The sequence below is a fragment of the Aequorivita sublithincola DSM 14238 genome, assembly GCF_000265385.1.
Classification (GTDB): domain Bacteria; phylum Bacteroidota; class Bacteroidia; order Flavobacteriales; family Flavobacteriaceae; genus Aequorivita; species Aequorivita sublithincola.
The window spans coordinates 345981-364934 of the sequence record NC_018013.1 but is presented as its reverse complement, the minus strand read 5'-3'; the positions used below and the strand labels follow the sequence as shown (position 1 = coordinate 364934).

19 protein-coding genes are annotated in these 18954 nt (G+C 35.4%); 8 read left to right on the top strand and 11 right to left on the bottom strand.

From position 1 onward, the window contains the following. From dnaJ to AEQSU_RS01740, 7 genes are all read left to right on the top strand, one after another. Complete coding sequence (dnaJ, locus tag AEQSU_RS01770; RefSeq protein WP_014781135.1) at window positions 1–1122, top strand: molecular chaperone DnaJ; 1122 nt, start codon at window positions 1–3, stop codon at window positions 1120–1122. 339 nt (window positions 1123–1461) lie between these two features. Beyond that, on the top strand, window positions 1462–2388 hold the full coding sequence (locus AEQSU_RS01765) for an ABC transporter ATP-binding protein (protein ID WP_014781134.1): 927 nt from the start codon (window positions 1462–1464) through the stop codon (window positions 2386–2388). Window positions 2389–2394: 6 nt separating this feature from the next. Continuing rightward, window positions 2395–3702, top strand: a complete 1308-nt coding sequence (locus AEQSU_RS01760) for an ABC transporter permease (protein ID WP_014781133.1) — start codon at window positions 2395–2397, stop codon at window positions 3700–3702. Between the two features lie 64 nt (window positions 3703–3766). Next, window positions 3767–4684 carry a hypothetical protein gene (locus AEQSU_RS01755; protein WP_245529105.1) on the top strand — a complete coding sequence of 306 codons (918 nt, stop codon included), beginning with the start codon at window positions 3767–3769 and terminating at the stop codon, window positions 4682–4684. Then, complete coding sequence (locus AEQSU_RS01750) at window positions 4685–5848, top strand: sigma-54-dependent transcriptional regulator (RefSeq protein WP_014781131.1); 1164 nt, start codon at window positions 4685–4687, stop codon at window positions 5846–5848. A gap of 85 nt (window positions 5849–5933) precedes the next feature. Further along, window positions 5934–6812, top strand: coding sequence for a PPK2 family polyphosphate kinase (locus AEQSU_RS01745; protein ID WP_014781130.1), 879 nt, complete (start codon window positions 5934–5936; stop codon window positions 6810–6812). A 50-nt stretch (window positions 6813–6862) separates the two neighbouring features. Continuing rightward, a complete protein-coding gene (locus tag AEQSU_RS01740) occupies window positions 6863–8254 on the top strand; it encodes a M20/M25/M40 family metallo-hydrolase (protein ID WP_014781129.1) in 1392 nt (463 codons plus the stop codon). Between the two features lie 102 nt (window positions 8255–8356). Here AEQSU_RS01740 and AEQSU_RS01735 read toward each other — a convergent pair whose 3' ends face one another. Next, window positions 8357–9163 (bottom strand): DUF1853 family protein, encoded by an 807-nt coding sequence (locus tag AEQSU_RS01735; protein WP_014781128.1) that lies wholly within the window; start codon window positions 9161–9163, stop codon window positions 8357–8359. A 108-nt stretch (window positions 9164–9271) separates the two neighbouring features. On the opposite strand from AEQSU_RS01735, the gene AEQSU_RS01730 reads away from it, so the two are divergent. Further along, window positions 9272–9604 carry a hypothetical protein gene (locus AEQSU_RS01730; RefSeq protein ID WP_014781127.1) on the top strand — a complete coding sequence of 111 codons (333 nt, stop codon included), beginning with the start codon at window positions 9272–9274 and terminating at the stop codon, window positions 9602–9604. A gap of 26 nt (window positions 9605–9630) precedes the next feature. Here AEQSU_RS01730 and rlmF read toward each other — a convergent pair whose 3' ends face one another. From rlmF to AEQSU_RS01680, 10 genes are all read right to left on the bottom strand, one after another. Beyond that, window positions 9631–10476, bottom strand: coding sequence for a 23S rRNA (adenine(1618)-N(6))-methyltransferase RlmF (gene rlmF / locus AEQSU_RS01725; protein WP_014781126.1), 846 nt, complete (start codon window positions 10474–10476; stop codon window positions 9631–9633). Window positions 10477–10534: 58 nt separating this feature from the next. After that, window positions 10535–11275 carry an AAA family ATPase gene (locus AEQSU_RS01720; RefSeq protein ID WP_014781125.1) on the bottom strand — a complete coding sequence of 247 codons (741 nt, stop codon included), beginning with the start codon at window positions 11273–11275 and terminating at the stop codon, window positions 10535–10537. Between the two features lie 122 nt (window positions 11276–11397). After that, window positions 11398–13779, bottom strand: a complete 2382-nt coding sequence (locus AEQSU_RS01715; protein WP_014781124.1) for a TonB-dependent receptor domain-containing protein — start codon at window positions 13777–13779, stop codon at window positions 11398–11400. A 142-nt stretch (window positions 13780–13921) separates the two neighbouring features. Then, window positions 13922–15031, bottom strand: coding sequence for a helix-turn-helix domain-containing protein (locus tag AEQSU_RS01710; RefSeq protein ID WP_014781123.1), 1110 nt, complete (start codon window positions 15029–15031; stop codon window positions 13922–13924). A 114-nt stretch (window positions 15032–15145) separates the two neighbouring features. Further along, on the bottom strand, window positions 15146–15778 hold the full coding sequence (locus AEQSU_RS01705) for a class I SAM-dependent DNA methyltransferase (RefSeq protein ID WP_014781122.1): 633 nt from the start codon (window positions 15776–15778) through the stop codon (window positions 15146–15148). Between the two features lie 92 nt (window positions 15779–15870). Next, on the bottom strand, window positions 15871–16161 hold the full coding sequence (locus AEQSU_RS01700; RefSeq protein ID WP_014781121.1) for a helix-turn-helix domain-containing protein: 291 nt from the start codon (window positions 16159–16161) through the stop codon (window positions 15871–15873). Continuing rightward, window positions 16161–16499, bottom strand: coding sequence for a type II toxin-antitoxin system RelE/ParE family toxin (locus tag AEQSU_RS01695; protein WP_014781120.1), 339 nt, complete (start codon window positions 16497–16499; stop codon window positions 16161–16163). Before AEQSU_RS01695 ends, AEQSU_RS01700 begins: the two co-directional genes overlap by 1 nt. 147 nt (window positions 16500–16646) lie before the next feature. Continuing rightward, a complete protein-coding gene (locus tag AEQSU_RS01690; RefSeq protein WP_014781119.1) occupies window positions 16647–17153 on the bottom strand; it encodes a cupin domain-containing protein in 507 nt (168 codons plus the stop codon). A 129-nt stretch (window positions 17154–17282) separates the two neighbouring features. Continuing rightward, window positions 17283–18026, bottom strand: a complete 744-nt coding sequence (locus AEQSU_RS01685; protein ID WP_014781118.1) for a 5'-methylthioadenosine/adenosylhomocysteine nucleosidase — start codon at window positions 18024–18026, stop codon at window positions 17283–17285. 307 nt (window positions 18027–18333) lie between these two features. Continuing rightward, entirely contained in the window at window positions 18334–18828 is a 495-nt protein-coding gene (locus AEQSU_RS01680) for a hypothetical protein (RefSeq protein ID WP_014781117.1), read from the bottom strand. Window positions 18829–18954 lie beyond the last annotated feature (126 nt).

Genomic DNA, 18954 nt, shown 5'->3' with positions numbered 1-18954 from the left:
ATGAAGGAAGATTATTACGAAATTTTAGAAATCTCTAAAAGCGCTTCGGCAGCCGAAATAAAAAAGGCATACCGAAAAAAGGCGATTCAATATCACCCAGATAAAAACCCGGGCGACCACGAAGCTGAAGGGATGTTTAAAAAGGCGGCGGAGGCTTATGAAGTGCTCAGCGACCCAAATAAACGTTCTCGTTATGACCAATTTGGTCATCGTGCTTTTGATGGTGGCGGTGGTTTTGGCGGCGGCGGCGGAATGAACATGGACGACATTTTCAGCCAGTTTGGAGATATTTTTGGAGGTGCTTTTGGTGGCGGCTTTGGCGGAGGAGGCTTCGGTGGAGGCGGAGGACGCAGAACTGTAAAGGGAAGCAACTTGCGTATTCGCGTGCAACTTTCTTTGGAAGAAATAGCCAATGGCGTAGATAAAAAGATAAAAGTAAAACGTAAAAAACTTGCCCAAGGAACTACTTATAAAACCTGTTCTACTTGTAATGGACACGGACAAGTAACCCGAATTCAGAATACAATTTTAGGGCGTATGCAAACTTCGGCCACGTGTAGTGCGTGTGGTGGATTGGGTCAGATTGTAGATTCAAAACCTGCAAACGCAGATGCTGAAGGAATGTTGGTTAGCGAAGAAACCGTTTCAATCAAAATTCCAGCGGGCGTTGTGGATGGTATGCAGCTTAAAGTTTCTGGAAAAGGAAACGATGCGCCAGGCAACGGAATTCCTGGAGATCTCTTGGTAGCCATTGAAGAGAAACCACACGAAACACTTCAGCGTGAAGGCGATAATCTTCATTATGATTTATACATAAGCATATCTGAAGCGGTGCTAGGAACTTCGAAGGAAATAGAAACTGTTACAGGAAAAGTTCGCATTAAAATTGAAAATGGCGCTCAAAGCGGAAAAATTTTAAGACTTCGCAACAAAGGAATTCCTAGCATTAATGGGTATGGAAATGGTGATTTGCTGGTTCATGTAAATGTTTGGACTCCTAAATCCCTTTCAAAAGAACAGAGAGAATTTTTCGAAAAAATGAGTGACGACGACCACTTTCAGCCGAAACCTGAAAAAGAAGACAAGTCATTTTTTGAAAAAGTTAAAGATATGTTCTCTTAAGCAAACGTTAAATTAATTATTATGCATATATTTGAATTGTCGCTTCGCTTTAGAAGCGGTAATTTTTCTTTTTCATAGCAATTTTTTTTCCCACCCAAGATTAATTTCTTGGGTGGGTTTTGCTTTTATCCCTAAACCCAAAGGGGGAATACGCACCAGTTTTCAAAGTTTTTTTTGTTTTATCAACTGTCAACGATTTCTGTCTTCTATCATCCATCACCCGTCATCCGTCTTTTTTCTTTCCTCTTTCTTCTTTTCTCTAAAAAAATCATAAATCTTGCCCTCTTTCCACTAGCACGCCTATCAAATCAATATATTTACATACTTCAAACAAAATTTATGGAAAAACTTTTAGTGGTTAACAATGTTTCCAAAGTCTACGGTGATTATACAGCGCTTAATAACGTTTCCATAGAAGTAGAAAAAGGAAGCATTTTTGGACTATTGGGGCCAAATGGCGCTGGAAAAACGACCTTAATCCGAATCATCAATCAAATAACAATGCCCGATTCTGGCTCGATTATTTTGGATGGCGAACCGCTTCAGCCGCATCACATTCAATATATAGGATATTTACCCGAAGAACGCGGACTCTACAAAACTATGAAAGTAGGAGAGCAGGCACTTTACTTGGCGCAACTAAAAGGTCTTACAAAACAAGAAGCAAAAGCGCGGCTTAAATATTGGTTTGACCGTTTGGAAATTGGAGATTGGTGGGACAAGAAAATTCAGGAGCTTTCTAAAGGGATGGCGCAGAAAATTCAGTTTGTGGTTACTGTGCTTCACAATCCAAAATTGCTAATTTTTGATGAACCCTTCAGCGGTTTTGATCCTATAAACGCCAACCTTATAAAAGATGAAATTCTAAAACTTCGTGATGAAGGTGCAACGGTTATTTTCTCAACTCATAGAATGGAATCTGTAGAGGAAATGTGCGACCACATTGCGCTAATTCATAAATCCAACAAAATATTGGACGGAAAATTGATAGATATAAAACGCCAATACCGAAGCAATATGTTCGAAATTGGTTTGATAACGCCAAATCATGCGGCAACCTCTGCTTTATTGAAGGAGCAGTTTGAAATTTTTCCGGCAACCTTCAAAAGTATAAACGACGAACTTCAGTATAAAGTAAAAGTACCAGATTCTGTTTCAACGAACGACTTTGTAAGCTATTTGACCTCGCAAGGGCAGCTAACTCATTTTGTGGAGGTAATTCCATCTGCAAGCGACATATTTATTGAAACCATCCAAAAAAATTAAATCACGATGAACCATCTTCCGCTTATCATAAAAAGGGAATACCTTACTAAAGTCCGCAACAAGTCGTTCATTATAATGACGTTTTTAACACCCTTTATTTTTGCAGGAATTTTTGCGCTAGTGGCTTACTTATCAAGCTTGAATAGCGATACGGTTCGTGCAATTTCGGTAATGGACGAAAGTGGATTGTTTGCAGATCAATTCAAAAGTTCCCCACATACGCAGTACAAAATGTTGCAAAATGTTTCTTTGGATGAGGCAAAAAAGGAAGCGGAAACCAATGAGTTTTATGGATTATTATACATTCCGAAAACGGAAAATTTAGAAGATCTTTCAAAGAAAATTACTTTTTATTCCGAAGATTCACCATCGCTTTCAATGATGAGTGACATCAATAGAATGTTGGAAAGTAGAGTGAATACATTAAAGCTGAAAGAAGCTGGAATAGATTCTGAAACAATTAAGAACCTTCACATAAACATAAGTGCCAATCAAGAAACATTTAAAGGAAAGGAAACCTCAAAATTAGGTTCTGGTCTGAAACTTGTATTTGGAGCTGCAGCGGGTTATTTGCTTTTTATGTTTATCATTATTTATGGCAATATGATAATGCGAAGTGTGATTGAAGAAAAAACTAGCAGAGTTATTGAAGTTATCATTTCATCGGTAAAACCGCGAGTTTTGCTTTTGGGGAAAATATTCGGAACCACTTTGGCAGGGATTTCACAGGTTTTGGTTTGGATAGTTTTAATATTGGTTTTGATGACCACCGTGACCACCATTTTTGGGATTGATCCCGCCGCGGCTTCTCCATCACAGCAGGTTATAGAAAATAGTATAGATGGCGGCACACAACAGCTTTTACAAGATGTTATGTTGGAAATAAACAATCTACCAATCGCAAATTTAATTATAATGTTTATCCTTTTCTTTGTCGGTGGTTATTTGCTGTACGCATCTTTATACGCTTCAGTTGGCGCCGCCGTTGATAGCGAAACAGACACGCAACAATTTATGATGCCTATTTTAACGCCACTCATTCTAGCAGTTTATGTAGGCTTTTTTACAGTTATGGATAATCCGCACGGAACCGTTTCACAGGTATTCTCGTATATTCCATTTACTTCGCCTGTTGTAATGTTAATGCGTATTCCTTTTGGTGTACCTATATGGCAACAGATTGTTTCGGTAGTAATTCTCTTTGGAACTTTTATAGGAATGGTGTGGTTTGCTGCCAAAATCTATCGCGTAGGAATATTAATGTACGGCAAAAAACCAACCTATAAGGAAATTTTTAAATGGCTTAAATATTAAAGGAATTGCAATGCCGATTAAAGCTATGAATTCGGCTTATTACATCTAAAAAAAAATGAAAAATATGAAAAGAAGTGTTTTTTTAACATCGTTACTTTTGCTTTTTGCATTAGGCATGTCTGCGCAAACTACAGATTTGGCGCGTATAGAATATCTCAATCTTCCGTTTTCAAAATCGGACAACTCTATAAATCGCTATCGTGCCTTGGTGCAGGCACCTATTCCTATTAATAAAGAGAAGAAAAATTTCTTTGTAGTAGGTTTTGAATATCGCTATGTGGATATCAGTATTAAGGATGATTTAGATGTAATTTCTTTTGGTAATAATTTGGTAACTTCAACACAGCAAATGGATGCTTACGTTGGCTACACGTGGATGCAAACTGAAGACTGGCGTTTTGGCGGTAAGGCAGGTATTAAAATTCAAAGTGATTTTGATGGCAGTTTAGAGACCGATGATTATATTTATGAAGTAGGAGCATACGCCATTAAAGATAAAAAGAAAGATCCTGAAGAAGGCAAAAAACCATATCGCTTAATTGTGGGACTTACTTATTCCACTACTCCAGGAAGAAATTACCCATTGCCGCTTATAAATTATTATAAAGAATTTCATCCCAATTGGACGTATACCCTTGGGGTTCCAAAAACAAATATTAGGCATTATTTAAATGATGGGCATAAAGATGCAATTCAAGCTTTTGCCACGTTGGACAATATTTATGCAAACTTGCATCAAAACTTTGTGCCTCTTATAGATCAAGGTGAAGATGGTACTGTAGCAGAAAGCATCCAAATGACTTTAGGGTTGGTGGGTCTTGGTTACGAACATTTTTTCACCAAACATTTGTTGTTTTATGGTTATGCCGCACATTCTGTTTATACAGATTTTCGTTTGGAAGATGGCGATGGTAACAAGGTTTATAAGATAAATACCGAAAATTCGCCTTATTTTAGAGCAGGATTAAAATTCAAATATTAAATGTATAGAATACTTATTATAGAAGACGAAGCAGCCATTAGAAGGGTTTTGGTAAAAATTCTTACCGAAGAAAACCAAGGTTACGAAGTTTTTGAAGCTGAAGACGGTCTTGCTGGTATGGAGATAATAAAAAACGAAGATTTCGATCTTGTGCTTTGTGATATCAAAATGCCAAAAATGGACGGTGTGGAAGTTTTGGAAGCCACAAAAAAGATAAAACCTGAAATACCAATGGTTATGATTTCTGGCCACGGAGATCTTGATACTGCAGTAAACACAATGCGTATGGGCGCTTTTGATTATATTTCAAAACCGCCAGATTTAAATCGTTTACTCAATACCGTCCGTATTGCTTTAGACCGGAAAGAGTTGGTTGTTGAAAACACACGTCTTAAAAAGAAGGTTTCCAAAAACTACGAAATGGTAGGCGAGTCTTTGGAAATAGAGAAGATAAAAGATATGATTGAAAAAGTGGCGCCCACCGAAGCCCGCGTTTTGATTACGGGTCCCAACGGAACTGGAAAAGAATTAGTGGCACATTGGCTTCATCAAAAAAGCGAGCGCAGCAACGGCCCAATGATAGAAGTAAACTGCGCCGCAATACCAAGCGAGTTGATTGAAAGCGAACTTTTTGGTCACGTAAAAGGTGCGTTTACTTCAGCAATTAAAGATCGCGCGGGTAAGTTTGAAGCCGCAAACGGTGGAACTATTTTTCTAGATGAAGTGGGCGATATGAGCCTTTCCGCACAAGCTAAAGTACTTCGAGCATTACAGGAAAACAAAGTACAACGCGTGGGGAGCGACAAAGACATAAAAGTTGATGTACGTGTAATAACCGCTACCAATAAAAACTTGAAAAAGGAAATAGAAGAAGGTCGTTTTCGGGAGGATTTGTACCATCGACTGGCAGTAATTCTTATAAAAGTACCGTCATTAAACGACCGTCGTGATGATATACCGTTGTTGGTAGAATATTTTTCAGAAAAAATTTCCAGCGAACACGGAACAGCAAAGAAGAATTTTTCAGACAAAGCAATAAAATTATTACAAGAATACGATTGGACGGGAAACATCCGCGAATTGCGAAATGTAGTAGAACGAATGATTATTCTTGGAGGAAAAGAAATTAGCGTGGAAGACGTAAAATTATTTGCCAGTAAATAAAGTGATCACTATTCAGTGGCAGTATTCAGTAGTTCGACAGACTTAAAAAGCTTCGTAATTAATTTTAAAAACTAGCATTAGTATTATGAAAGAAGTTAAAATAGAAGATTTCAAAGTTTCTGAAAACTTGAAAATAGATGGTACAAAAACCACTTGGGATCTAGATGCATCAAAAGACGAACTTGAGGACCAATTAGAAGACACCCGCAAAAAGCTGGGTAAACTTCAAGACACACTATACGCCCACGGCAAATATGCTGTTTTGGTATGCCTTCAAGGAATGGATACTGCAGGAAAAGATAGTTTAATTCGTGAAGTTTTTAAGGATTTTAACGCGCGTGGCGTGGTGGTTCATAGTTTCAAAACTCCCACAGCTTTAGAAAAAAGACACGACTATCTTTGGAGACATTACATTGCACTTCCCGAACGCGGAAAATTTGGAGTTTTCAATAGAACGCATTATGAAAACGTACTGGTAACAAGGGTTCATCCAAATTATATTTTAGGTGAAAACTTGCCAGATGTAAACAGTTTAGAAGACATTGACGATGAATTTTGGAACAAACGTTTTCAACAAATCAATGATTTTGAGAGGACAATTCAGCAGAATGGAACCATTATCTTCAAATTCTTTTTAAACTTAAGTAAAGACGAACAAAAGCACCGTCAACTCCGTCGTTTGGACAAACCGGATAAAAACTGGAAATTTTCTCCAGGAGATTTGGACGAGCGCGAACTTTGGAGCGAATACCAAAAGTGTTACGAAGACGCGATAAACCATACTTCAAAACCAAACGCTCCTTGGTATCTTATACCTTCAGACGATAAAAGAACGGCTCGTGTTATTGTCGCAGAAATTATGCTGCAAGAACTCAAAAAATACAAAGACATTAAAGAACCAGAATTGGATGACGATATAAAAGCCAAGATTTCAGAATATCGCGAACGACTTAAAAATGATTAATTTAGTCCTCGCGAATCCATTCATTACCAATTCATTTTAAAAATAGTTCAATGAAAAACTTTCCAATCCCTACCTTAATTTTCTTTCTGCTTTTTTCAACTATAAGCATTTCACAAAACGCCGTTCAGGATTCCATTATGCTGAAAAAGATTTATAATTCAGCCTTGACCGATGGAAAAGCGTATGATTGGTTAGATTATCTTTCAAACGAAATTGGCGGCAGACTTTCGGGTTCTTTTGAAGCCGAAAGTGCCGTAAAATATACCGAAGCAGAACTAAAAGAACTTGGTTTAGATAAAGTTTGGCTACAGCCCGTAATGGTTCCAAAATGGACTCGTGGTTTTAAGGAATATGCATATATAGAAGGAGATGCAGGCGAAAAAACGATAGCAAACATTTGCGCACTTGGTGGTTCGGTGCCAACTCCAAACTTGGGCATCAAAGCTGAAGTTGTGGAAGTTCAGAATTTTGAAGAATTGGAAAAATTAGGCAAAGAAAAAATTGAAGGAAAAATTGTTTTCTTCAACAGACCAATGCAAGCAGATTTAATTCATACAGGTTCTGCCTACGGAGGCGCTTCAAATCAGCGTTATTCTGGGGCGGAACAAGCTGCTAAATATGGTGCGATAGGCGTTTTGGTGCGTTCGTTGTCTCTCAAAATGGACGATTCGCCACATACTGGCGCAATGAGTTATGGCGACGCTCCAGCCAACCAACGAATTCCTGCAGCGGCCATTAGTACCAACGGCGCTGAATATCTTAGCACGCTTTTAAAGTTGAAGCCAAATCTTAAGTTTTATTTTAAACAAAACTGTAAAACTTGGGACGATGTAGCTTCTTACAATGTTATTGGCGAAATTACTGGAAGCCAATTCCCAAATAAATTTATGGTAGTTGGCGGCCATTTGGACAGTTGGGATTTAGCAGATGGCGCACAAGACGATGGCGCAGGCTGCGTGCAAAGTATGGAAGTTTTAAGACTATTCAAGAAGCTAAACTACAAGCCAAAAAACACCATTCGCGTTGTATTATTTATGAATGAAGAAAACGGCCTTCGCGGCGGATTAAAATATGCCGAAGAAGCCAAACGAAAAAATGAAAAACACGTTTTCGCTTTAGAAAGTGATAGTGGCGGCTATACACCTCGTGGATTCTCTCTTGAAACCGACGCTGCAAACGCTCAACAAATCCGCTCTTGGGAACCACTTTTTAGACCTTACTTAATTCATTTATTTGATGAAGGTTATAGCGGTGCAGATATTCGTCCGATGAAAGAAAATATTACTGTTCTCGCTGGATTGCAACCAGATTCACAACGCTATTTTGACATTCACCATTCAGAAAATGATACGTTCGATCAAGTAAACAAGCGCGAGTTGGAACTTGGAGCTGCAACTATGGCCAGCTTGATGTATTTAATAGATATGCACGGGGTGAAATGAGTTATCAGGGTTCAGTAGCAGTTGGCAATAGCAGTTTGACGTTAATACTATAATTCGTTTTCTTCAATTTTAAATAATTCTGAATTCTGAATTTAGAATTGTTTACCACCAAATTATAAAGAAACGCTCTATGTTATGGGGCGTTTTTTTATAGATTAAAGGGGACTTTTTTATTTTTAGTTGTGTTTCAATCAATTGTTTTGTTTCTGAAAAAGTGTGCCAATTGTTCATTTCATCAATTGGTAGAAGCCATTCTTTTTTGTTTGGAATTGCGTAGAGAGCAGTTTCATCTTTTTCAAAATGGCTTGAGTTTATGTAATAGCCAACGATACAATCGTGAAAAGCCTTTGGAAATTTTTCAGCAGACATTTTCTTCGGAAGAAATAAAAAGGTTTTCAAACATAATTGCTGTGAAGTTGGAATTTCGATGTGGAGCGTTTGCAACTTTTGGATTGTTTCGTCTTTATAAAGCAACGGAAATTGTTTCAACTTAAGCTTTTCCAACTTGTCAAATAGCGTGTCTTTTCTATTGGGGCCAATCCATTTTTCTTCTTCGGAAGTGTCGGCGTTTTGCTCGTATAAATAGAACTTGCAGGCCAATTCTATGTGAACAATTTCTTCGGTTTTGAGATTTCGAACTATATAATCCAGTTCGCCCAAAGTTTCTATTTCACCATTAATCTGAATATTTGCAGCCAACAATTCATAGTTTTTCGATTGTTTTAAATATGCTTCAAAACATGCTTCGGCTTGCATTCCGAGGACTGAATTCTTCGGAAAAACAAATTCACTTTCAGTAATTTTTTCATCTGAAAACTTAAAATTTTCAAAAGGATATGCTTCCGAATTAATTTTTAAATCGGGTGAATTTTTGAAATATTGTAATAAAGTTGTTGCCTTTGATTGCATATTGATGAAAACTCAAAATTAAAGGATTTTTGTTGAAGCAGGTTTGTTTACGAAAACTCCTTTTGCTACCCGAAATTATAATTGTATTTTTCATTAAAATTTAAAAACATGAAAAAACGTATCACATTTTCAGTAGTTATTCTTTGCTTTTTGTTTGCTGTGGAAGGCTATTGCCAAGAAATAACCAAGTACAATTTTCTTGAAATCATTGTAGTTCAAAAAGCCAACAATCGCGGGAAGGTGAAGCGTATAAAAGTGGAGGAACAAGCTTCTTTAAAAGGAGAAAACATTTCCATTGATGAAATTGAGGATATTGAAGAAACTTCCACCTTGCTCAATTATATGAACGCTCACGATTGGGAGTTTTTGGACCGCCAATCTGTGGTTTCTGATGATAATGATCCCGTTTGGATGAGTTATATTTTTAGGAAGAGAAAGTAGTTAGTTGGTAGAGGATAGACGTGGATTTATTGAAAAGTCCAGGCAATAAACCTGCTTTGCTTATTACCCTGTTCCATTTCAACTATTCTTACTTCAGTGGGTTTTGTTTTATTTATTGCCCTTTTAAGTTTTTTTAGGTTGTCATTTTGTGAAACGATAGCCGTAAACCATTGCGCTTGGTCTTTAAATTGGACGCTTTCTTCAGCCATCTTTTGGATGAATGCTACTTCGCCACCTTTGTACCAAAGCTCGTTGCTCAAGCCTCCGAAATTCTTGGTGCTTTCTTCACTTAATTCTAAATTTTTGAATTTTCGGCGGTTGCTTTGCTCAGCATCGGTGCGGTTTTTGAAGAATGGCGGATTGCAAACAACCACATTAAAAACATCTGTTGGTTGAATGATGTGTTCCAAAATATGACTTTTGAATTGTTGATGTCGTAATTCAATATCCTTTAAATCTGGGTTTTTATCGATTATTTCCTTTGCATTGCTTAGCGAATCTAAATTTACTTCGGTAGCGGTGCATTTCCAGTTGAAATGACGGTTTGCCAAGATAGGGTAGATGAGGTTTGCACCCGTACCGACATCTAACAAATGAATTTCGGTTTTGTTTGTTAAATCTGCGATGTGCAACAAATAATCCAACCTTCCAGGAATTGGTGGACAGAGATTGTCTTCGGGAATGTTCCAATAGGTTATTCCGTAATGTGCTCGTAGCAAGGCAGTGTTCAACGCTTTTACGGCTTCGTGATTGGCGAACTTTACGGTTTTATTACCGTGTTCATTTTCAAAAACGAAGGTTTTTAGCGGCGGATGTGCGGCTATAAGATTGTCGAAATTATAGTCTTTGTTGAAGGGGTTTTTTGGATGCACGAGTTGTTTTTAGGAACGTAAAGATACTTTAATCAGCAAGAGTCTTTCCAGTTTTAAGTTATTGTTCCAAATTTTCGTGAACTTTAGGCTGTGTTTTGGTTTCTTCAATTGAAATTATAGCATTTTTTACCGCTCTAAATGTGATGTCCTTTGCTTCGGCATACGAAATATTATAAACCCGTTCTACATTGCTGAATTCTTCTGGAAATTGCTCTAAAAGTGAATTATAATAACCATCCAATTGCTTTTGGTTTGGCAATTCAAACTTTAATTTCAATTGAAATCTTCTTAATAAAGCAGTATCAATAACGCTGGAATGGTTTGTGGCGGCAATCAAAAGCGTGTCATTGTGAAGTTCATCAATCAATTGGATTACCGTGTTTACCAAGCGTTTCATCTCGGCGGAATCTTTATCGTCGTGGTCCCGAAGTTTTCCGATGGAATCAAATTCATCTAAAAGCAAAACTGCGTTTTCTCGCATTGCTTTTTTAAAGACTTCGGTGATGTTTTTGGCGGTTTCACCCAAACGAGAAGAAACGATATTTCCTAGATATAGAATAATTATCTTTTTGTTTAAAGCCTGTGCAATGGCTTTGGCAGTGGTCGTTTTTCCGCAACCTGTGTGGCCAAATAGGAAAATTTTATTGTCAACAGGAAGTTTGTATTGGTTTAAAATGGTGAGGTGCTTAAACTCCTTCAGCAATTGGTTTAGAGCATTTTTGTTCACTTCGCTAAAATGGATTTCATCCAAGCCAATAGTCGCTTCGTTGGAATTGAGTATAAAATCTGATAGTGCCATTTGCGTCTAACTTTAAGTTTGCAAAAATAGGGAAGCTTTTTGGACGATTAATGGATTTACAGGTTTTAAATATTGGGATTTTGGAGGATTGAGATTCACAAAAATATTAAAAACTTGTTTCACTAATTACTTCTTTTTTGTTCATCGTCATTTCCGAAATTTCTATTTTTCACGTTTACTTTTTTGTTTCCAAAATCGTAAGAAAGGGAAATTCTTAAATTTCTAGAACTTAGATCCTGGCTGTAATTTTGCTCAATTCCGTTTACTGTAGATATATAATCTTTTAAACTTGCAGTATTAAAAATATCACTAAATAGTAAAGACATTTTCAAGTTTTCTTTAAAGTTATGTTGTACTCCAAAAGACAAATCGAACATTTCGCCAACACTAAATAGTCCTCTATTATGTTGTGAACTGTAATATGAATTTAGCTGTAATTTGGTTTTTTCACTTAAAGAAAATGTGTTATTTGAAGTAACATAAAGCTGAAGTCCATTTTTTGGAGTTGTGCCAAAATTTTTGGTGAATTTTGTGTAATAACCTAAAACGTTGATGCTGTTTTCACTTTTAAACCATTTCAATTTATTGAAGGAAAAACTTTCTGTAATACCATAATTGTATTGATTGTAATAGTTTTCTCGGGTAATTATTTGATTTTGATTTTCTGCATCGGAAGTGAAAACCGTTCCCGAGCCATCTTTTGTAATATTTAGGAAAATGCTCGAATTCAACTTCTTTTTGTATAAATGTGAAAATTCAAAATTATCTGAAAATGAAGGCTGTAAAAACGGATTTCCAACACTGTAGCTATTCGTGTTTATATAAAAACGAAACGGGTTTAAGTTTCTAAAATTTGGTCTGCTAATTCTTTTTCCGTACGAAAACCTGAAATTACTGTCATCATTTTGAGCATACGCAAAATAAAGGGTGGGGAAGAGCTTCGTGTATTTATTTATGGTTTCTTGATCCATTTCTGCATTGATTCCTTTCGTTTTTGTGTCTTCCAAACGCAAACCAAACTGAACTTTTAATTTTTCGCTAATATTGGCATTTCCAGAAATATATCCAGCTAAAACATTTTCAGCATATTTGAATTCATTCGATCTGTTTTGATCTAAGATTGCCGATCCAGAAAGCGTTTTATAATACAATACATCACTTTTAGTGTTGGTGAAACTTGCCTTTATTCCATAAGATAGATTGATTTTTCCAAGCATAAAATCTACATCAATTTTCGAACTGAAATTCTCTATTTCTTGATTCGCGATATTTAAGGCGGCATCGTTAATGCCTTGCGAAACATCGAAAACATCAAATTCTTCCGTGAAATAATCGCGACTATTTTCTGAATTGAAGGTAAAATAATCTACGTCAAAAGAAATGCTTTTCCCTATGGAATCCAATTGCGTAATTGCGTGAAAATTTAAGCTATGGTTTTTATTATCCACAATATTATCGCCCTGATTTATAAGTGTTTTTTGTAAATTATTATCATTATCAAAGATTTTGGAAGTCGTTGTTCCCTCTATTGTCGGCTTTGTCAAGTTTCCTAAGTATTGCAAACCGAAAGTGGTTTTTGGAGAAAGGGCATAATCAACTAAAAAATGTCCAGAAAACTGGTCTTTTCCTATTTCAGAATCCACATCAATATCCCAATTGTTCGTGGGGTAATCTATTAAAATACCTTCTGCATTTTCAAAACTTCCTTTGGTAGCGTTTAAACTTCCCGAAAAAGAAATATCTCTCTTATTATAGAAGAAATTATTGCTGATGGTTGTAAAATTATATCGGTTTTGATTATAGGAAATTGTTGTAGAATTTTTCCAAGAATCCTGAACTCCTTTTTTGAGAATTATATTGATCAACCCGCCATTGCCGGAAGCTTCATATTTTGCTGACGGATTTGTAATTACCTCTATTTTTTGAATGTCGCTTGCTGAAATTCCACTTAAAAAACTAGCCAGTTCATCACCTTGCAATGGAGAAATTCTACCATTAATCAATATTTGAGTCGCACCTTTGCCAAGAATTTCTACAACTCCATTTTGCACCTGAACGCCAGGCGTAATTTTTAGAACATCCAATCCATTTCCTCCGGTTGCCGCAATACTTTGTTCCACATTAAAAACCAATCTGTCAATCTTGCGCTCTATACTTCTCTTTTCAACTTTAAGAACAATTTCGTTTAAAGATTCGGCATCTTCCTGTAAAATAATTGTACCTAAATCAATGTCTTTTTCTACTGAAATCGCTTTTTCCACATTTGTATAGCCAATAAAACTGATTGTTAATATATAGTTTCCCGGAACTATTTTCAGGGTAAATAAACCATTGTCGTCTGTTATTGTACCTGTAATTATTTCGTCATTATTTGTAACGGTAATATTTGCAAAAGGAACTGTAGCTGCGTTATCCATCACTTTTCCTGTGATTGTTTGCGCATAAAATATTGTTGGAATTAGCAGTAGGATTAAAAAGGCGATTGTTTTCATTTTTGTTTTCATCTTTAGTATTTTTTTGATGAAACAAAAGTCCGATAGCAATAGATTTTACACGACCGAAAACGTAAAGTCGAACTCATTTATAATTAAAAAATGAGTTCGACTTTATTTTACCAGCGTTCGACTTTACGTTAACACATTGGTTTTAAGTGTCTTTTCTAAATTCAGTGGGTGTTTTTCCGGTGTGCTTTTTAAAGGCAGTATTGAAGGAAGATTTAGAATTAAAACCCACTTCATATAAAATTTCCAAGATGGTAAACTCCTTTTTACTCGAGTCGCTCAAAATATCCATTGCTTCTTTTATGCGATATTCATTTACAAAGTCGAAGAAATGCTGATTCAACCTTTGATTGATCAGAATAGATAAATCTCTAGGATTCATTTTTAGTTCTTCCGCTAAATTCCGGATGGAAAGTGACGGATTTAAATATGGCTTTTTTGTTTGCATATAAGAAGTTAATAGCTCAATTTCCTTGGGATTTACAGAGACTTCTTTAGTAATAGAAACTGGAACTAATTCCGTTTTGGAATTTATACCATTAAACAATTCTGGATATTTTAAGGCTTTGAAAACGTACCAACAGATTATAATTAACGCCAAAACACTTACCAAAAGCTGAACGGAATCAAATGTTTTTTCTGCATCGGTGTATTTTAAAATATTTTTTAAAAGAACAACGCTATGAATTATTGCAGAGGCCAAAGTAAATTGAAATAGCCAGTCAAATGCTTTTGAGCTTGCTTCGGAAAAATTTTGCTGGTATACTTTTTTATATCTGTTTAGAATAACAAAAACTAAAGCAATGTAAATGATGAATTGTAATTCAATAGAAATATGGATATAAATAATTTCCCAAATACGATTGTAATTTTCAAAAAGCGCGTATTTACTATCTCTGTCTAACGCATAAAACCTTGGAGTCATAACTAAATTCGCAATTACGAAAGGAATTGCGTGTAGTAAATGTTTTGGTTTTAACTTAAAATCTGAATAACAGACAGACAAGACATAAAAGTAAAAAAAGGGCATTTGTAGAAATGAAAGCAAACTTTTCGCCATTCCAAAGCTGGACAATCCGGGGAGGTATAAGTATTGAAACCAACCGCTTAAATCTATAGCGCTTAAAATTAAAAAGGTTGCGAAAAGCTTATTACTAATACTATTTTTAGACTTTACGGATAGTAAAAATACAGCAAGGAGAACACTAATAACGCACGAAACGATTGCTGTAATTGTTAATGCGTTTACTTCCATCCCTTTTTTAAAATTGATTTCAAATATAAGTTTTAAAAAGGAGTTTTGTTTTGGGATTTTGAAAAGCTTCCGTTGAAAATCGCGAAACTTAGATTGAAAGTACCCTTAGTTTGCTCATTGTTTTTTCAATAGTATAATTGTGTGCTTTTCTTCAACACCGTCAGCTTTTGTATATTTTTTTAAAAATATTTCTTTTGTTTCAAATGAGTTGGCTTTTAGTTCTTTTTTCAAATTATCTAAATTATGATACTGAAAATAGACTTTATCTCCGCTGGATCCAGATATAAACCCAGAATTTTTATAATCTCCCGCAACAAAACTTAAATATAATACTCCAGCTTTGTTAAGTGAATTTTTGCAGTCGGCAATCAGTTTTACACAATCGGATTGCGACAAATAAGGAATACAAAACCCACAAACAATAGCGTCGAATTTTTCAGTTAAACTATCTATTTCACGGCTGTCCAACACTTCAAAAGCAGCTAATGGGTTGTTTTTTCTAGCCAGTTCAACCATGTTTTCTGAAATGTCTATTCCTTTTATTTTTAAAGCTGCATTCTTTGATAAAAGGTATTTGGTGATGTTTCCGGGGCCGCAACCCAAATCCAAAACCGTGGCGTTTTTTTTATTCAGTAAATCAAGAAATGCGTCGTAGGTTTCATTATACAGGTCTAAATTCATAAACCTATCTTGGTAGGCTTCTGCTATTTTATTCCACGTATTGAATGTTTCTTGATACTTGTCCATTGTTTTGTTGAAGTGGGTAATTGCTAGTTTAGATAGTGCTTTTTGACTTCAATTTACATTTTATTCTCAAGTTTTCAACTTCAACTTCAGTTTTATTGAAGTTGAAGCTTAAAATTTAATTTAGCTCCGAGGGCATCGAGGATTTTCATAACGGTTTCAAAAGTTACATTGCCGGTGCTGTTTTCAAGCCTTGAGATTTGGGCTTTCTTTACGCCTACCAATTCACCCAACTGTTCTTGGGTTAGGTTTCTTTTTTTTCGGGCGGTTTTTATCATATCGCCAATGAGTTCAAGCTTTAATTCAAACTCATATTCGTCCCGTTCTTTTGTGCCTTTTTCTCCTATTAAAATGTCTTCGGCTTCGCTTAATTTATAGTTTTTCATTACTTCTTATTTTTAAAATAGCTTGTTCTAATATTTTCTGCTTTTTCAATTTCTTTTTTATCCATTTTGCTGGTTTTCTTTATAATTCCGTGAGTTGCAATAACAAGGGTATTGCTTTTATTTTCTTTATCCCAAAAAGCTAATAATCTAAATTGAATACCAGCATATAGAGTTCTAAATTCCCAAATATTGTCGTTTAATTTTTTGAAGAATTTAGGGTCTGAATGTTGCTCGGCTCTTCTTATATTTTGAAGAATTTTATTTCTGGATTTTGAATTCTGTTTTTGGATAAATTCAAATGCTTCTTCTAATAATATTGTTTCATAACGTTTTATCATTTTCAGAAGATTCAATTTAAACCATTACAAAGATAGTGAAGTTTCCATAACTGTAAACTTTTTTAGTGCTAGACATTGGCTAGAAAAATAGCAGAATGCTCGTGCCAAAGATTGCTATTTATCGGTCAGTTTGTTACCGATGTTATTTCAATGATGTGTTAATCTTGAAATTATTTCTTCATTATCAGGAAATAGGGCAACGAGATCTTTTTTGGATTTAAGCTCAAAGTCCTCAAAACTAAATCCGGGAGCTACCGTACAGCCAACTAATGAATAGGCGTCTTCATTTATTACTTCAGCAGCAAACCAACAGCCGCCTGGAACAATAAGTTGAGGGGTTTCGCCATTGTTGAAATCGCGACCAATAAGATGCTTAGTGTGGAGGCCAGCTTCTGAAATAATATGTAAACGTATGGGCGAACCATCATAAAAATGCCAAATTTCATCTTGTTTTACCCTGTGAAAAGCTGAAAAATTAGCTGAGGTCAACAGAAAATAGATGCAAGTTGAGTAACTTCTTGTACCATTGTATGCCTTGTCTAAACTATCTTTTTTAATTTCTCCGTTACTTCTGTAGGTTTCTTTAAAGTAACCACCTTCGGGATGTGGCTGCAATTCTAATTGACTTATTATTTTTTCTATTGAATTTGTCATTCTCACTAATTTTGTAAACAGTTTTGAGTTGTTGTCCGGTTAAGCTACTAATTTAATAATTATATACTGAAAATAAAGTCTATAAGTTTCCATACCTATGGAAATTCGTAATTTTCATAGAAGTCTTAACTATTTGAGGGTAAGAAAATTTTTTATAATGCCTATGGAATATTTATTGGCTATTTCCTTTGTAAACAGTAAGAAATCAATATCGGCAGTATGGTTTGCACTGTCTGAGATTGTACGGATTATACCATAAGGAATCTCATATTCTGAACAAACCTGAGCAACTGCTGCTCCTTCCATTTCTACGCACATAACCTTCGGTAGCGCGGTTTTGATGGCATTGGATTCCGCAGTGCTTGAAACAAATTTATCGCCGCTGGCAATAGTGCCTATAATCACTTTGGGTGCTTTAATATCAAACTTGGTTTTAATCTCATTGCTTATTTCGTTAGAAGCCAAAAAGGATTCTGCAGCTGCTTTCAGTTTTATATTTACTTCTTTGTTCGAAGAGAAAAAGGAGCTTCCGATAAGGGGGATTTCAAACTTCTCAAAAAATGGTCTTGCGTCCATATCGTGTTGGTAAAAATGATCTCCCACAACAATATCTCCAATATTTAACGATTTGTCTATTGCGCCGGCAACGCCCGTAAAAAGTATTAAATCTACATTGTATTTTAGTATTAATGTTGCAGCTGTTGAGGCAGATGCCACTTTGCCCCAACGCGAGAACACCAACACAGTTTCGTGGTTCCATAGCTTTCCATGATAATATTTCCTATTTCCAAGGGTTTTAACTTTTGGGGATTCAACAGAGTCTATCAAAGATTGAATTTCTTCATTCATCGCGCTCATTATTCCAATTCGCATATCTTTTTGAATTTATTATTTCTGTAAAGATTGAATTTTAATTTCAGAAACAACAAGCCAAAAATTTATTCTATATAGTAATTAGCTATTTTACCGTGTAGTTTTTTTGCTTGTGCTTGTTTGCAATGTGTACTTTGAATTTGGCGAGATTTATAGTCTGTTGAGCAGGTTTGTGGGTACACTTTGTAAACGTGGGCTATCGAGGAAGTCTTTTTTGTTTAATTTGAATTATTGGTTCTTTCAAGATTGGTGTTGTAAATAATTAAATATATTCACGAGCGGGACGCTCGCGCTAGCGGGGGGAATTTTATCTGTTCAATATAAAATTTATTATGAATCCAATTATAAATGTTATTATAGCAATGAACCAACGAAATCGAATATCCCAATTATTTAATCTTAGATTATCTTTATTTAGATTACGAATCTGTTCTTCTTTTTCCCTAATAGATTCTTGATATTTCATATTGGCATTTTCCAACTCTAAATTTTCAATTTCTAAACTCTCTTTTTGCTGTAGAATACCGCCTTCAATTTTTAAATCTGTTTCTATTTTAGTAAAACCGCCATTTAAAAGAAAGCTGTCAACCAAACCCGTATATTGCACAAATAAAACTCCAAGATTAGTTTCGTTAAAGACATTAAGTAAATTGGATTTATATTTAATTATTTGATATAACAAATCCTTTACGATATCTTCATTTAATGCGGGGAATAGTTCTTCTTTTAGACCTCTTTGATTGTATTCTTGATTTCTATTTTTTGAGAGGAACTCCAAAATTATGTCTTTGTTATCTTTCATAATATACTCATTGTATATAAGCTTAAATTCAACACTTATAATGCTGAATATAATAGTATAATTGATTTACTGAAACTTACAGTTTCTTCTTCATTTTTATGGACACGCTATACAAAAGTGCGTTAG

Excerpts from the sequence above, each read along its gene's own strand:
- dnaJ (WP_014781135.1), top strand. The coding sequence starts at position 1 with ATGAAGGAAGATTATTACGAAATTTTAGAAATCTCTAAAAGCGCTTCG.
- AEQSU_RS01765 (WP_014781134.1), top strand. The coding sequence starts at position 1,462 with ATGGAAAAACTTTTAGTGGTTAACAATGTTTCCAAAGTCTACGGTGAT.
- AEQSU_RS01760 (WP_014781133.1), top strand. The coding sequence starts at position 2,395 with ATGAACCATCTTCCGCTTATCATAAAAAGGGAATACCTTACTAAAGTC.
- AEQSU_RS01755 (WP_245529105.1), top strand. The coding sequence starts at position 3,767 with ATGAAAAGAAGTGTTTTTTTAACATCGTTACTTTTGCTTTTTGCATTA.
- AEQSU_RS01750 (WP_014781131.1), top strand. The coding sequence starts at position 4,685 with ATGTATAGAATACTTATTATAGAAGACGAAGCAGCCATTAGAAGGGTT.
- AEQSU_RS01745 (WP_014781130.1), top strand. The coding sequence starts at position 5,934 with ATGAAAGAAGTTAAAATAGAAGATTTCAAAGTTTCTGAAAACTTGAAA.
- AEQSU_RS01740 (WP_014781129.1), top strand. The coding sequence starts at position 6,863 with ATGAAAAACTTTCCAATCCCTACCTTAATTTTCTTTCTGCTTTTTTCA.
- AEQSU_RS01735 (WP_014781128.1), bottom strand. The coding sequence starts at position 9,163 with ATGCAATCAAAGGCAACAACTTTATTACAATATTTCAAAAATTCACCC.
- AEQSU_RS01730 (WP_014781127.1), top strand. The coding sequence starts at position 9,272 with ATGAAAAAACGTATCACATTTTCAGTAGTTATTCTTTGCTTTTTGTTT.
- AEQSU_RS01720 (WP_014781125.1), bottom strand. The coding sequence starts at position 11,275 with ATGGCACTATCAGATTTTATACTCAATTCCAACGAAGCGACTATTGGC.
- AEQSU_RS01715 (WP_014781124.1), bottom strand. The coding sequence starts at position 13,779 with ATGAAAACAAAAATGAAAACAATCGCCTTTTTAATCCTACTGCTAATT.
- AEQSU_RS01710 (WP_014781123.1), bottom strand. The coding sequence starts at position 15,031 with ATGGAAGTAAACGCATTAACAATTACAGCAATCGTTTCGTGCGTTATT.
- AEQSU_RS01705 (WP_014781122.1), bottom strand. The coding sequence starts at position 15,778 with ATGGACAAGTATCAAGAAACATTCAATACGTGGAATAAAATAGCAGAA.
- AEQSU_RS01700 (WP_014781121.1), bottom strand. The coding sequence starts at position 16,161 with ATGAAAAACTATAAATTAAGCGAAGCCGAAGACATTTTAATAGGAGAA.
- AEQSU_RS01695 (WP_014781120.1), bottom strand. The coding sequence starts at position 16,499 with ATGATAAAACGTTATGAAACAATATTATTAGAAGAAGCATTTGAATTT.
- AEQSU_RS01690 (WP_014781119.1), bottom strand. The coding sequence starts at position 17,153 with ATGACAAATTCAATAGAAAAAATAATAAGTCAATTAGAATTGCAGCCA.
- AEQSU_RS01685 (WP_014781118.1), bottom strand. The coding sequence starts at position 18,026 with ATGCGAATTGGAATAATGAGCGCGATGAATGAAGAAATTCAATCTTTG.
- AEQSU_RS01680 (WP_014781117.1), bottom strand. The coding sequence starts at position 18,828 with ATGAAAGATAACAAAGACATAATTTTGGAGTTCCTCTCAAAAAATAGA.